Below are 13,709 nucleotides of genomic sequence, written 5' to 3' on the forward strand. Positions count from 1 at the left end.
GCAGTCCAGTTGATCGGTGAAAAGGTGCTTTATTGGGTGATTAGATCCTATTAGATTAAAGAAGTCTAATTAGACATTTACAATCTAATAGCGTCTAACAACTTGCTTTAAGCTCAATCAGTTTCGCGTGGTGTCGCGAGGAACTGGGATTTGCTATCAGGTCAATCTGGAATATCTGGCACAAGTGGTCTGGAGCAACGAGGTTGATGGGCAGGGCTTTGCCTTTTCTGATACCTTATTCGGTACCGATTCACAATTTATTCATCATATTCTGAAAATATTTCTTCAATTTCATCCCACTGCGGCAATTTATGCTTTTTTTTATTCACTTCGAATTGTAAACCAACACCATCAAGCACACGTTCAAATATGTCAAATGAACCTGTAAAATGGCCATTTTCCATCTCTGAAATTGTTGTTTTATTGACTTGAGTTTTTTCTGCAAGGCTTTTCTGTGTATAGCCTAACCCTTTTCTTGCCAAACGTATTTCTTTACCTATTTCACCTCGTGTAGCCATTTTTTCTCCCGAAATTTGTTAGCTATATAGCAAACTTTTAACTAATTATGGTTAATGTTCGCTATATAGCAAACTTTTATAATGATTCTTGAATAGCTAAATTGAACTTATAAGATTCAATTTAGCCTCGAATTAGGTTAATAGAATCCATATATGTATGACAGTTCTCAATAATGAGGCAGTTGTATACCTCTTGAGAAGAGGAACTTCTTATACCTTGAATTTGAATTATTAGACAAAATTATGACTTTTAATTTTCTGTGTAATGAAGCTTTGTATTTCTTAATATTTACCCTGAAGCCGAAGTCCTTCGACTACGTTTAATACAGTAGCTAATCCCTGAGTAGTCTGAATCTGTTTTATCGGAATGCCTTTGGTTAGCTTATTTGGTGACTTCATAAAATGCTGCATCCATTTAGCCTCTCCACCTGTTAGAGCATCTAGTGATATCGCAATACGAATTAAAATAATTGCGAGTTCTCCCTGACTTGAATCGGGATCTAACTCAAGCGAATTTAAAGTTTCCACTGAATCTAAATTGAGAACGATAGCAAGCTGGCTCTGTGTCAAACCAAGTTGATTTGCAGATGATAAAACAGCTTTAGCTAATACCTTTTTTTGTTTTGCAATTTTTTCTGGTGTTTTATGCATGACTGATCTCTGTTTCAGACGTTGCTGATATCTAGAGTTTATACTATTTGATTATCGTTTCTCAGAGTTAAAATTTTTATTACAAACAGCTTAAGGATGAGAAACTATCATGAGATACATCAGTAACTTGAATACCCCAAGTGCTTTTGCATCTTTACCCTTGAAGCAGAACTTAATTCGCCTTTCATTTTCATTCAGGCTGAAGTTTTCTGGCCGTAATGTTAAATCCTGTAATGTCTTTTTGAGCTCTGTCTTGCTCTGCTGAGAGAGTTCTAAATGAAGATATTTTTTGGGAAATAAGCTATGAATAAAAGAAAGAAGTTTCTTCAGTTGCCGTTTTTCATTCAGTTCAAAAATTAACTGGGCTGAATTGGGCTGAACTTTTTCAAGATAAATTGAGTAGATCGCATTGAGCTGTTTTTTATATTTACTTTGTACATTTGCATAACGCTCCTGGACATGGTGAATGATCTTTTTCTCCTCCTGATTGGTCGGTAACATGGTGACCAATGCCTCGGGAGTTTTCCTTAAAAAGTCCGTGGTAAACAGCCGGGAAGATTTTTTTTGGTTTACACAGGAGGTTTTCAAATGCAGAGCTCTGGCACGTAATTTTTGCGCGATTTGCAAAGGAATGGCTTCAGGTAACAGAAGGTCTTGCTCTTTTTCTACTGCAAGAATGTGATGCAATAGTTCAAAAGTCATCTCTGAGTCATGAGCTCCTAGCATCAGTGAATCAGGTGATTTCTGTTGCCCTGGTTGATATTGATGATCATGTTGCTTGTAACGGTCTTTAGTAAGTTGGTCAAATAAAAACTTTTTGATAGCCCGTTGCTGTACAGGATATTTAATAGCATCATCATGTTTCAGAATATTGAAATAGGCTTCTTTAGGGAGTGGACTTTCGATTTGATTCAGTTGGTAGCTAATTGCCAGGTGCATTAAATGCAGATAGCTTGAACAGGTCGTTTCAGGGGTTAGATGCCCGGCAAAATGAGAAAGTGCATACCAGGTTTGCTGAGTATTTCTGTTTCGTAGCAAGGCATAACGGATACGTAATTGCTCATGTGGGCTATAGTCAGTAAATGCATCTGCAAGAGTTGAGTTTTTTAAAACCAGGTAAAGATGATTAAATGCAGAATGGCGCAGATTATGGTAAGTAAAATTGTGTTCTCCAAAAACTGGCTGGATCAATTGTTTCAATAGGGAATTCACTTCATTTTCATGAGTTTCTTCTAAGGACTGTTTTAAAAACAGCGGTTGTGCAACTGATTTTCCTTGTTCTTTTAGCAGACGTTTTCTATTCTGACTATATGTTTTAAATGCATGTAATTCGTCTGCTTTAAGTAGATGATGCAGAGGAATCTTGCGGTAAGCAGAGTAGCTTTTTTGATTTTTATTGCGATTGTTGCGAATGGTGAGCATCACAGCATCTTCACTAATAAATAAATCACGTACAAAGATATTCAATGTTTCATTGATCCGTAGTCCGACTCTGAACCCCAGAATAAAAATCAGTTTAAATATATTTTTATCCTGAATCGAAATATCTTGAGTATTTTCGAGCTGCTCTAGCATGTGGTGAAAAATATGGGGCGAGATCAATGCGGTTCTGCAGATTTTTACCTGGATTAAATTATCCAGATCAACAGTGGGTGCGTTAAAAAATAAGGTCTGTTTGTGATGAAACTCCTGTAGACGTTTTTGTAAAGTCGCTCTAGTTGTTTCTTTCTTTAATAGAAGCATTTCTCCATACAGATCTTCAAAATCAGCATCTGAAAATGATGAAATATCTTTGTCTTGCGTTGCCTGCAGCCAATGGACTGCAAATTGTGAAAACATGGTTTTTAGAGAGCTTTGTTTAATTGGTTGAAAATCTGCGCGTATAAGCTTGCGCTTAAATCGTTGCTGCTGCTGAATAATATGATTGAGAAGGTCCAGTTGAGGTTCCGTTACTTTTGAGCGTAGAATGCTCCACAGCAGCAAACGTTCCAAGGCTGGAGATTGTTCTTTAGCATATAATTCTATGAGTTGATCGCTATAGTTTTTTGCACGAATAGCTTGACGTATTTCTACTAAAATATCGGCTATATCTAATGCAATAGTGACTGTAGACTGGTCCTGAGGGTTCTCATAAACTTTCTGAATCGTATGGGTAGGCGTGGGTTCAGGTTGAATAAAATAAGCTGCTAATTGTTTTTCAAGAGGACTGGAACTGTAAATTTCATTTTTTAAGATACAAATGGACATTTGATCTAGCCCGCTGTTTTTCAGGAACTGTGTATAGTAAAAACCGTATTTTAACAGGTCTTTACAACGCACCTTTTCCTCAGGGAAGCATTCAATAATACAAGCGTTAATCAGATGTTCTGCATCTTCAATATCCGAAAATAAATCAAATTTCTGATGTTTTAGTCTGTAAATCCAGCATTTCACAATATCGTGTAGCACAAACGTTTTTGTATAGCTGACTGAAAAATCAGGGTCATTTATACGCTGATTACCGAAATTCCGGTTCGGGATATCAAGTGAAACAATATGATTCAGGTTTAAAAAACTTTGAAATTTCTTTGTTTTTAAAATGATTTTTAAAAACTTTTGCAGTTCGGCATGGTTATAAATGCCATTAAATAATATTGAACTGATCAAGCAGAAGCCAAGTGATTGGGTTGGACTGAAGTCATTATGTCGTGTCCAGTAAGCAATCATATTTTTGGCAAATTGAGTAACTTTTTTACCATGTTTTAAGGTTTCAATATTTTGTAGTGGCAGAGACCTTTCGTGCCTCACGGGGGCAGCAGGCACCGGATAGTGGTGATCCGATGAAAGATTAAAGCGCTTGATATATTTAGCAAATTCTATACGTGCTATTTGGTAGCTTCGGATATTGGATTTACAGCGCTCTAAAAGCCGGTCATCAATTTGTCGATAAACTTCAGGATAATTTTCAGGTGTCATCTTTGAGCATTTTTCGCTAAATAATTGCAGAAGAAACGCTTTTCTCTCTCTATGTTTCTTTAATCGTTTGAGCGAGTGAGGATGTTTGCTCATGTAATCATTATTCCTGTGAAACTTGACATGCTTTTAAGTTCTAAAATTTCGACCAGCTTGTCTTGTGCTGCTCTAATTTGATCGTAATCTGTTGTCTCAAAACCTGAATAGCGGTCAAACAGTTCCTGCATAGCTTCGTCATGACCAAAGATGCCTTTTATTAGATCTTCATTGCAGTATTGGGCAAAAAAATAGCGAGCGAAGTGGCGGGTCCAATTGCGCTGTAATGCTATTTCAGTACAGTATTTTTGAATATCAGAAAGTTCCAGATTTCGGATATATCCTTGTGGATCGTAAAATAATAGAAAGGGGCGTTCCCCCTCGAAGACCTCTTGGATTGCTTGTACTTGTTCTTGCGACAGATAGGCTTTAGTGAGGTGCAGAAAATGTTTCAAATACTTTAGGTAATGCTGTATTTCATCACGAAGAAAATTATTAAAAGGTAAATAGCGTCCAATGGTGCCCGAATAACGCTGCTCTTTATCTGCAACAGCCATCAATTGGTTGTCAAGGTCAATATAATCTAGATTGGGTGGGAAGGACTCACTCGGCCGTGCTGAAGTTATCAGCATGCAAATATGCCACAGCCAGATTGAATAATGATTTAAAGTCTGAAAGGGATTGGGATTATTCCGAACTTGGTGGTCAAGCTGGTAAAAAAAAGACTGGACGAATGGGAGATTAGGTGTCTGCTGGCTACCAAAAGAATGCGGATTGCTGAATTCTTCAAGATATTCAGTTTCCAGTTGAGGAACAGTCAAAATTAGAGTTTGAGTATAAATATCAAAAATATCTACGATCTGTTTTGAAAAGTAATGGCATGGAATATAGTGCTGAACACTTTCTCCATTCAGTAATTTGCTTTCCAGCTCATACCCCATTTCATTCAATGCAATATCACTGAGTAAGCGAGGAAGATTTTGTGATGTTAACTGGAAGGTCAGCCCTTTATTAATTTTTCGTAAATACTCCTGTATCTTGAAATCAATCTCAACACCATCCATTTTTTTCAACTGATTTAGATTTTCCAGATAATATCTAGGCAGTGGAATCGTAAAAGAATTCACGGTATTCAACCTATGTTTTCTTAAAACAAAATCCTTGAATTTAGAGACTTCAAAACTTTGCTTAAAGAAACATTTTTGGGGTTTCAGTGATACTTCTTTGTTTTTTGTACTGACTCGTAAATTTTTTTGAAATACCGGCAGATCTTTATAATGAGTAAGACTGAGGACTGAAAATAAAAGCAAGGTATGAATTGGAGAGTTTTCTGCCTGTTCTAATAAAATTTGCATAATGTACTGTGCGGTAGGCAAATCGAAGACCCGAGGATTCGGCTTGCTCATTAGCTCATTCTTGTTTTGATGCAGAATTTTATTTTTGAGATTATTGATCTGAGCTGTAATAGAACATTGCTCTAGTGAGTTAAATTCAAAATTATGATCTTCAACTTTTTCTATAGTTTTATCCTCAGGTGGCTGTTTTGCCACACCTCGCTCAAAATGAGTTTGATATGTTTTTTCTCCATCAAGTGAAATTCTTAATGTCTTTTTAACGTCAGTTTGAGACGGTTTTTGGGGGGGTGGATTACTTTGACGATTTCTTTTTTGACGTTCTGATTGAGTATGCGCATAGGTATAAAAAACGCGGATTTCTGCCAATTGGCCCATTTCCGTTTTCTCTAAACTCTCTTTAGATTTGTCAAATAATTCCCCATTCTCAGTCTCAGCTTTTTTTAGAAATTTAACAAGATCGTCTAATTCGATCGGAAGAGACGGTAAAAAATTGTAAAGCCAATAGTATTCTTTCTTTGTACTTGCTAAACGAAAACGCCTACATAGATTAGCTACAGTTGCTGTATGTTCTTTACTATTCAGTAACTCGATACATTGAGTATTGAAAATAGCCCATTTCAGTGCATTTGATTGATATGCTGATGGAGTGTTGATCAGTGCCAAGAGATAATGCGCCAATGGATATTTACTAATCGATAGATCAGTAGGATGCTGAGTCATAATTTTAATTAGTTTAACGACTTCAGTTGGTTGGATGAAATCATTCAGCTTAAAGAAGTCCTGATCATTTTTCAGTTTTGCTTCCGCCAGTGCTTGATAGAAGTCTCGAAATGGCTCAAGCTTTAATTCTTGAGTATCTTCTAAATAACTATATCCGTTCATTATGCAATTCCCTCCAGAATCTTTTCTAATGACAGTGGGCCGGCATAATTTGAAACAGAACTTACTGGACTTTTGGATTTAGACAGTCCTGATAATTCTCGTAGATGATCGATAGTTAAAACTTCATGACCGAAAACGTCCTGAAGATGTACAGCTAAGTATTGTTCATTTAGCCAATTTGAAATGACGTCTAAGCCATGAATTGATTGATGTAATCCGGAACACAGTAAGGCCCTTACTTCGCTTAAAGCCTGGATGGTGAATTCGTAGGAATTATTTTTCTCATAAGCTCTGAACTTGAATTCATTTTTATTTTTGCTGTAAAAATAGGCATAGATCCAGCTGAAATGACTACTAAAAAAATAGAGGTCCGGTTTATTAGTTGTAAGGAGCGGGATGTTGATATTCTGTTTAAAAGTAAAATCCAAATGATAGCTTTGCTGTTTTTCATTAAGTTGAAAAAATAAAGCGATCCAAACTTGGTAGGCGTGCATACAGTTTGGATAGCATATTAATTGCAGATTTTTTGCAGGTACGCGGTAATTGGGTATGCTTTTCTTTTTTACAGACATACAGTGATACTTGCCCATATTTGTGCCAAATGGCTGAAAATAAAACAATAATATTCATATAATTTTCATTAGTAGGGCAATGGCTAAAAATTCCATATATTGTGCATATAAATTTCAAAAACCACTATATATAGTATTTTTGAGCTTTTTTTAATGGTAGCTAAAACCAAACAGGAATCAATTTTTGATAAGTATATAGATAAATTTAACTTGATTGATGGAGAGAACCAAGTATGGAAATTAAACAATTGAAACTGTTAGAAGTCGTTACAGATGTTGTATGTGATGTATGTAATCAATCAACGAAACTGAAATTTGGAACTTTATCCGCACATTGGGGGTATGGTTCCAAGCATGACGGGAAAGATATGAATTGCAGTTATGTGAAAAATGTTTCTTTTACGCCTTGGCGACATTAAAAAAAGAGCGAGCAGATGAGTTTATGTTTGATGAAAATTTTGACCTTTCAACCCTGGATGGGTTTGGGTTGAAGTGAACCTATCATCGCGACAGGTTCTAAGAATCCAGAAAATACTGATTCAGATCCACGCCAGCAGCTTCATTTTTAATGGCGAGTAAGGGATTCAGGAAAAATATTTTTCTTTGCTTCGAGGTTACTGAGTTCGGAAAATGCTTGAATACCGCCTGCGGCTTTAATTCCATCTAAAGCGACAGATAGAGCTTCCTGATCTGACGGGAATGTTTCATCCCATACAGTAGAAGTACCACTTTGGTTCACCACTTCCAGTGTCCAGTCACTACTAGGTAATCGATAAATTAGAATTTCAATTTGCTCATTATCCTCTTGTAAAACTTGAGATAAGGGAGAGTCGATTAAATCATTTTCATCATAATCCAGAGTACTGTCATGATCAGACATCAGCGGCAACCTTTATTGTATTTAACATCCCTCCATAGTAATGAATGAATTAAATTTTGCCTAGCAGTGGAGATTATGGGGTACAAAGAATGGCTAGATTTAAAAAATAATTGCCCCGACAATAAAACAAAATAATCCAAAAATCACCCAAATCCAGACATTAGATTTGGGTTGCTCAGTATGTGATGTATAGAACGATTGTTGTTCCTGAGTAGGATTTTCTGGGTTGCCAACTCTGTTCTTATAGGGCTGGTGTTTTGAATAGGATAGGCCTGTGCCAGGAATACCAACGCTGGTTCGGGTGCCTTTTTTGCCAATATTTAAAGAAGCACCAGGCTTGCCAATGCTTGCACTGCTTATGCCTTTGTGTGTCAGATTAATTTTTAATCCAGGTAGCAGTTTAATACTCTTGCGAAATCTGAAGCCCATTTTTTTTCTCGAATATTAAATGATAAAAATAAAATATAGTTTACCTTGAAATTTACTCATAATTTATTTAAGTTGTTGAAAAATATTTATTTTGTTATCTAGTTGGAAAAATCAATTTATTGAATATATATGTCAATAGTAGTAACCTTACTGGAGGGAAGTCTCCAGTGAATATTTTTAATGAACTCTACTAAATTTACGTTACATTTTTCAGGGCATGAAACTTTTGCTCTGCGTTATGGTTGGTTAAATAAAGCTTATAATATATTGAATTTAAATGAAAAAGATATTGAGAAGCAAGTTGTTGAGTTAGGTGTAGGAAAAAATATGGTCAATAGTATCAAATATTGGGCCGATATTTCTGGTTTAACACCTTTACAAAATAAAGAGAATAATAAAATAGGTTATGAAACTAAATTAGGTGAAATTTTTAAAAATTACGATCCTTTTTTGGAGTTAAATGAATCAACTTGGCTGTTACACTATTTCATTCAAAAACGATTTAATGACTTAACTTTTGCTAGGTGGTATTTTAATTTTTCAAATAAGCAAGTCTTTGATAAAACAGAATTAGTTAGTGACTTGATTAGTTGGTTAGAGTCAGCAGGACTTAAAGTTCCCTCATTAGCAACCTTGCAAAAAGATTTTGACTGCTTTGTCTTATGTTATGCAAAAAGGCTTAGTAGAAAGCAGCTGAATGAAGATGCGTTTGTTTCCCCATTGAATGAACTAAATTTAATCTATCAAATTGAATCTCATAAATTTAAAGCAGACTTGCTAGAGCAAAAAAATTTACCTGTGCAAGTTTTTTTATATTGCTTAGCCGATTTTTGGAAAGAAAATTTTAATCAATCACCTACTATTAGTGTCGATAGTATTGCAACAAATCCTGGAAGTCCCGGGAAACTATTTCGTTTGAATAATGCAGCTGTCGATTATTTTCTAAATCAGTGTGCATTAATTGATGATCGGTTTAAATGGACAGATACCTTAGGTATGAGGAGTTTAGCTTGCGATCAAATCAATGAAGTTAATTTAGATGAACTCTTAGTAAATATTTATCGTGGAAAAACAAAAAATGACTAAAGTAGAAAATTTGAATCATTATTATCAGATTCATGTTAATCATCTTTTATCTACACGATTAGATACAGATATATCAAAAGAGTTTTTTGATAAAGTTGTTTTTCATGGAACAGCTTATAATTCTTTACAGACGATTATTGATTCATTCGAAACTTCTGGGCAGTCAACTTTCACTTTGACAGGAAGTTATGGAACAGGAAAATCTACTTTAGCTGCCATATTAACAGGTCTGTTACATCAGAATGATGCTATACGCACTGCAGCACGAAATCTTGTTAATGATAAAAGACTGCTTAAAAAATTTGATAAGTCTTTTAATTTTTCTGAAGAAAAGCCTTGGCTAATAATTAAAGCTGTAGGGGGGGTAACTTCACCTACAGAGTTGTTTTATAAATCTATTTTGAAAGCTTTACAGGATACAAAACTGATAGAACTTTTTCAGGATGATTTGTTTTTCTTATCTGAAGAAATTAAGAATGAACAACAGCTAATAGAGTGGATAGATCAGGTATTTCGTGCACTAGATGGTAAAATATCTGGCAGCATTTTCATTTTGGACGAGATGGGTAAATTATTAGATCATATCGCTAGAAATAGTGGTGATTTACATCTTTTCCAGGAGTTGTCGGAAAAAATTAACAGGCTTTCTTCAAAAGAGTGTCCTTTTATATTTTTAGGAGTCCTTCACCAGGCTTTTTCTGATTATGCGAAAGGCTTAAGTCATCAAATAGCAGTTGAATGGGCTAAGATTCAAGGGCGATATATCGATATCGCATATAGAATTTCTTTAGATGAGTCTGTTGCTTTAGTCTCTAAAACGATAAAAAGAACAAAAAACAAAATTCCTGATCCTGTTGCGATTCTAAATGAACGATTAATTGATGATGCAATGCTATCAATTAGTTCAAGATTGACTGAAAGTAGTCCTAAAATTAAGCAGTATTTTATTAATGCTTTACCATTGCATCCATTGACTACTATTTTGTTAGGAGCTATTGCTAAAAGTAGTTTTAGTCAAAATGAACGTAGTATTTTTAGTTTTCTTTTATCAGTTGAGCCTTTAAGTTTTAGAAAATTCTTAGAAGCTGATGTTGAGTTTTATAAAACCTATACTATAGTCGACTTATGGAATTATTTAAGTCATAACTTACAACATCAAATTTTAGGTTCTAAAGAAGGGCACTCTTGGGGAGTTGTTGAAGAGTCTCTTACTTTATTAAGTAAGCAGCTAAATAAGTTAGAAGAGAGTACAAACGCTCATTTAGATGAGCTGTATTTTAATATAGTTAAAGCTATTGCGATGATGAATTTATTTGGAAAATCATTAGGGGTTTATCCAACAAAAAAACTAATAGCTAATGCTTTACCTACTTCTGCCGATTCATTAGACTCTCTTGATGAATGTCTAAATAACCTGAAATCTTGGGGGGTTATAACTCATTGGAATCGTACAGATTCTTATGAAGTTGTTGAGACATCTGAACTCAATATCCAACATTTGTTAGAAGAAAAGTTACAAACCTTAAGTAATCAACAGGATTATTTCGAGCATATTGATTATAAAGGCACCTCTATCTTAGCGAAAAGACACTATCAACAAAAAGGTGTAATGCGCTGGATGGATCAACATTTAATCTCTGATATTTCGGGGTTAAAGCGTTTATTTAATAGTGGTAATTTACAAGATACGAAAGCATTTGCACATTTCGTTTTAATTACAGGCCAAACTTTAAACTCTAAGCAACTGGCTGAAATTTCTTCTCAATACCCTGGTTTAGTTATTTCTCAGCTAAAAAAATTAAACGAGATTTTGAACTGGTCTAAAGAAATTTTTGCCTTAAAAGAAATTCATAAAGATCAACCTAAATTAATGATAGATCCAGTTGCTAAAAAGGAATATGAGCAACGATTAAATTATGCATATCAGCAGATAGATTCTTTATTTCAACAATCTTTTGAAAATGTTGACTGGTATTTTTCTGGAGAAAAAATCTTATCTAAATCATTATCGATGGTTGCTTCTGAAATCGCGGATAAGATATTTTTTGCTTGTCCTTCAGTGTCGAACGAGTTGGTTGTTCGTCATGATGTCTCTAGCTCTGCAGCAGCTGGGCGTAGAAAGCTTTTGGAAAAAATGCTGGAGAATTTTGATCAAGAGAATTTAGGTATAGATAAATTTCCACCTGAAAAAGCTATTTATTTATCTTGTTTAAAGCAATTAGGTTTGCATCAGTATCAAGAGGATAAGGATGCTTGGTCATTTGTCATTCCTAAATTTAATAATGAAGAAAATTCACAACGCCAATATAATTTAGAGCTTGTTTCTGAAATGTTTGAAACAGGTTATAAACTATTTAAATTAAATAAAAGGTTAGTAACGTTATCAGAACTATATGCTGAATGGTCCAAGCCGCCTTTTGGAATACCGCAAGGTCTATTACCAATTTTTGGCTTAACATTATTATTGGCTAAAGAAAATGCTTTAGCATTTTATGATAAAGATATTACCCAGGAGTTTCGTTTTATCAGCTCTATGGATGATGAATTTCTTAATAAATTAATAAAGCGGCCAAATGAAGTTGCAGTAAAATTTGTTAAGGAACCTGATGAAAAGAACCGTTTTATCCAGTTGTTAGCTCAAAGTATTAATTCTATATTTTCTATTGACATACAAGCGACCCCATTAATTGTTGCTCGCTTTATCGTCTCTCATGTAGTTAAGCAGTCAACCTGGGTTAAATTTTCTAAAGATGCTGAATTTTTTGAAACTAAAGTACAGCTACTTAGAGGTTTTATTGTAAAAGCAGATGATCCGTATAAATTATTATTCGAGGATATGTACGATCTCTTAGAGGTTGAAAATAAGTCTGACAATGAAATTCTTTCGGATATTTCAGACTTCTTTATCAGTATTAAGAATGCAAAACAGGACTTATGCAAAAAATTCAAGAAAAGTTTGCATAAAGAGTTAGGTGAAATTACACCTACAATTATTGAGCAAGCTAAAGCGATTAGTCAGTCAGCAGCTGATTGGCAAATGAAAAAATTTGCAGAGCACTTATCTAGAAGTTCAGGTCAATCAACTCAGTGGATCAGTAATATGATCACGTTATTAGGCCAAGTGCCTGAAAGAGATTGGAGTGATGATAGCTTGAAAAAAGCTTTTGAGGCTTTACCAAGTTATATCCAGCGTTTTAAACAGTTAAGTTTTTTTGTTAAAAATGCGCATCCTGATTTGACTTCAAATCAACAGCATAAATCATTAGCAATTATCGTAAGTACTGCTAATGGTTTTGAGGAGTACAATAGGGATGTCATCATTGACCACAGGATTCAAAGTCAACTCGACAATTTAGAATTAGTTTTAGATGAAAAAGTTAATGCTATAGAGCTAAGTGACGATGCTAAGGCGGTAGTCTTGTATCAACTTTTGAAAAAATATTTGTACCCGATCGGTGAGGAAAAAAAACATGAAAATTGATAAACCAATCAAGCATGTTTTAGGGTTGTCTGGCGGAAAAGACAGCGCAGCATTAGCTGTCTATATGCGAGATAACTATCCTGAGTTAGATATAGAGTATTTTTTTACTGATACAGGAAAAGAATTACCTGAAGTGATGGACTACCTGAATAAGTTAGAAGCTTATTTAGGTAAGCCAATTTTACGATTAGGTGCCGATAAAGATTTTGATTATTGGCTTAAAGAATATAATCACTTTCTTCCCTCGGGACATCAGCGTTGGTGTACTGTCCAAATGAAATTGGTCCCATTTGAAAAATGGGTAAAGCCTTTTTTAGATGAAGGTTATGAAATTATTAGTTATGTCGGCATTCGTGCAGATGAGCCATGGCGTGAAGGTTATGTCCCGACTCAGAAATTTTTAACTACTAAAATGCCATTCGCTGAGGATGGATTAGTTAAAGAGGATATTATTAATATTCTAGAAGGTACGGGATTAGGCTTGCCTAAATATTATGAATGGCGTTCTCGTAGTGGCTGTACTTTTTGTTTTTATCAAAGAAAGATTGAATGGGTACGTTTGAAGGAGCGTCATCCAGAAAAATTTGAAGAAGCTAAAGCTTATGAAAAGCAGCTAGCTGATGAAAAGTCGACAAATGGCGAAACTTATTATTGGATGGGGAAAAACACGCCTTTGAGCACGCTTGAAGATCCAGAGCGTATTGCACAAATTAAGGCTGATCATGAGAAAAAGCTTGAGAAGTTTAAGAAAAAACGTCGTCGTAATGCTCTTTATGATGATCAATTAATCGAGATGATTGACTTAGATGCAGTCTATGATGAAATTGAAGGTGCTGGTGCTTGTGTGACCTGTTATAAATAAAAAAT

The 13,709-nt window shown here is 34.8% G+C and carries 10 protein-coding genes and 2 pseudogenes; 5 read left to right on the forward strand and 7 right to left on the reverse strand.

The features are described 5' to 3' along the window. Nucleotides 1-115: 115 nt before the first annotated feature. Nucleotides 116-253, forward strand: a pseudogene (locus ACPEPR_RS08115) (hypothetical protein); the annotation flags it as partial. 4 nt (nt 254-257) lie between these two features. Here ACPEPR_RS08115 and ACPEPR_RS08120 read toward each other — a convergent pair. The 5 genes from ACPEPR_RS08120 to ACPEPR_RS08140 form a co-directional block, all read right to left on the reverse strand. After that, nucleotides 258-518, reverse strand: coding sequence for a helix-turn-helix domain-containing protein (locus tag ACPEPR_RS08120; protein WP_004647603.1), 261 nt, complete (start codon nt 516-518; stop codon nt 258-260). 282 nt (nt 519-800) lie between these two features. Beyond that, nucleotides 801-1,169, reverse strand: a complete 369-nt coding sequence (locus ACPEPR_RS08125) for an MbcA/ParS/Xre antitoxin family protein (protein ID WP_104488357.1) — start codon at nt 1,167-1,169, stop codon at nt 801-803. 90 nt (nt 1,170-1,259) lie between these two features. Further along, complete coding sequence (locus ACPEPR_RS08130) at nt 1,260-4,217, reverse strand: tyrosine-type recombinase/integrase (protein WP_168400193.1); 2,958 nt, start codon at nt 4,215-4,217, stop codon at nt 1,260-1,262. Further along, nucleotides 4,214-6,394, reverse strand: a complete 2,181-nt coding sequence (locus ACPEPR_RS08135; RefSeq protein ID WP_168400192.1) for a hypothetical protein — start codon at nt 6,392-6,394, stop codon at nt 4,214-4,216. The genes ACPEPR_RS08130 and ACPEPR_RS08135 overlap by 4 nt, the downstream gene beginning before the upstream one ends. Further along, nucleotides 6,394-6,888, reverse strand: coding sequence for a hypothetical protein (locus ACPEPR_RS08140; RefSeq protein WP_168396133.1), 495 nt, complete (start codon nt 6,886-6,888; stop codon nt 6,394-6,396). Before ACPEPR_RS08140 ends, ACPEPR_RS08135 begins: the two co-directional genes overlap by 1 nt. Before the next feature lie 311 nt (nt 6,889-7,199). On the opposite strand from ACPEPR_RS08140, the pseudogene ACPEPR_RS08145 reads away from it, so the two are divergent. Continuing rightward, nucleotides 7,200-7,462 (forward strand): annotated as a pseudogene (locus tag ACPEPR_RS08145) (hypothetical protein). Nucleotides 7,463-7,531: 69 nt separating this feature from the next. Here the strand turns inward: ACPEPR_RS08145 and ACPEPR_RS08150 are convergent. Continuing rightward, a complete protein-coding gene (locus ACPEPR_RS08150; RefSeq protein WP_168400191.1) occupies nt 7,532-7,846 on the reverse strand; it encodes a hypothetical protein in 315 nt (104 codons plus the stop codon). 99 nt (nt 7,847-7,945) lie between these two features. Continuing rightward, a complete protein-coding gene (locus ACPEPR_RS08155) occupies nt 7,946-8,275 on the reverse strand; it encodes a DUF4236 domain-containing protein (protein ID WP_168400190.1) in 330 nt (109 codons plus the stop codon). 180 nt (nt 8,276-8,455) lie between these two features. Here ACPEPR_RS08155 and ACPEPR_RS08160 point away from each other — a divergent pair, with 180 nt between their 5' ends. Genes ACPEPR_RS08160 through ACPEPR_RS08170 form a run of 3 tightly spaced genes read left to right on the forward strand, consistent with a single transcriptional unit; the run spans nt 8,456 to nt 13,704 of the window. Further along, nucleotides 8,456-9,361: a DUF4007 family protein gene (locus tag ACPEPR_RS08160; RefSeq protein WP_168400189.1), complete on the forward strand. Its 906-nt coding sequence runs from the start codon at nt 8,456-8,458 to the stop codon at nt 9,359-9,361. Next, nucleotides 9,354-12,842: a P-loop NTPase fold protein gene (locus ACPEPR_RS08165; protein WP_423562288.1), complete on the forward strand. Its 3,489-nt coding sequence runs from the start codon at nt 9,354-9,356 to the stop codon at nt 12,840-12,842. Before ACPEPR_RS08160 ends, ACPEPR_RS08165 begins: the two co-directional genes overlap by 8 nt. Next, nucleotides 12,832-13,704, forward strand: coding sequence for a phosphoadenosine phosphosulfate reductase family protein (locus ACPEPR_RS08170; RefSeq protein ID WP_168400187.1), 873 nt, complete (start codon nt 12,832-12,834; stop codon nt 13,702-13,704). Before ACPEPR_RS08165 ends, ACPEPR_RS08170 begins: the two co-directional genes overlap by 11 nt. The last annotated feature ends 5 nt before the right edge of the window (nt 13,705-13,709 follow it).

This window comes from Acinetobacter sp. AND/436, assembly GCF_049546925.1.
GTDB lineage: Bacteria > Pseudomonadota > Gammaproteobacteria > Pseudomonadales > Moraxellaceae > Acinetobacter > Acinetobacter indicus.

What these genes read in the sequence shown, in the direction of transcription:
- ACPEPR_RS08120 (WP_004647603.1), bottom strand. Translation starts at nt 518, where the DNA reads ATGGCTACACGAGGTGAAATAGGTAAAGAAATACGTTTGGCAAGAAAA.
- ACPEPR_RS08125 (WP_104488357.1), bottom strand. Translation starts at nt 1,169, where the DNA reads ATGCATAAAACACCAGAAAAAATTGCAAAACAAAAAAAGGTATTAGCT.
- ACPEPR_RS08130 (WP_168400193.1), bottom strand. Translation starts at nt 4,217, where the DNA reads ATGAGCAAACATCCTCACTCGCTCAAACGATTAAAGAAACATAGAGAG.
- ACPEPR_RS08135 (WP_168400192.1), bottom strand. Translation starts at nt 6,394, where the DNA reads ATGAACGGATATAGTTATTTAGAAGATACTCAAGAATTAAAGCTTGAG.
- ACPEPR_RS08140 (WP_168396133.1), bottom strand. Translation starts at nt 6,888, where the DNA reads ATGCACGCCTACCAAGTTTGGATCGCTTTATTTTTTCAACTTAATGAA.
- ACPEPR_RS08150 (WP_168400191.1), bottom strand. Translation starts at nt 7,846, where the DNA reads ATGTCTGATCATGACAGTACTCTGGATTATGATGAAAATGATTTAATC.
- ACPEPR_RS08155 (WP_168400190.1), bottom strand. Translation starts at nt 8,275, where the DNA reads ATGGGCTTCAGATTTCGCAAGAGTATTAAACTGCTACCTGGATTAAAA.
- ACPEPR_RS08160 (WP_168400189.1), top strand. Translation starts at nt 8,456, where the DNA reads ATGAACTCTACTAAATTTACGTTACATTTTTCAGGGCATGAAACTTTT.
- ACPEPR_RS08165 (WP_423562288.1), top strand. Translation starts at nt 9,354, where the DNA reads ATGACTAAAGTAGAAAATTTGAATCATTATTATCAGATTCATGTTAAT.
- ACPEPR_RS08170 (WP_168400187.1), top strand. Translation starts at nt 12,832, where the DNA reads ATGAAAATTGATAAACCAATCAAGCATGTTTTAGGGTTGTCTGGCGGA.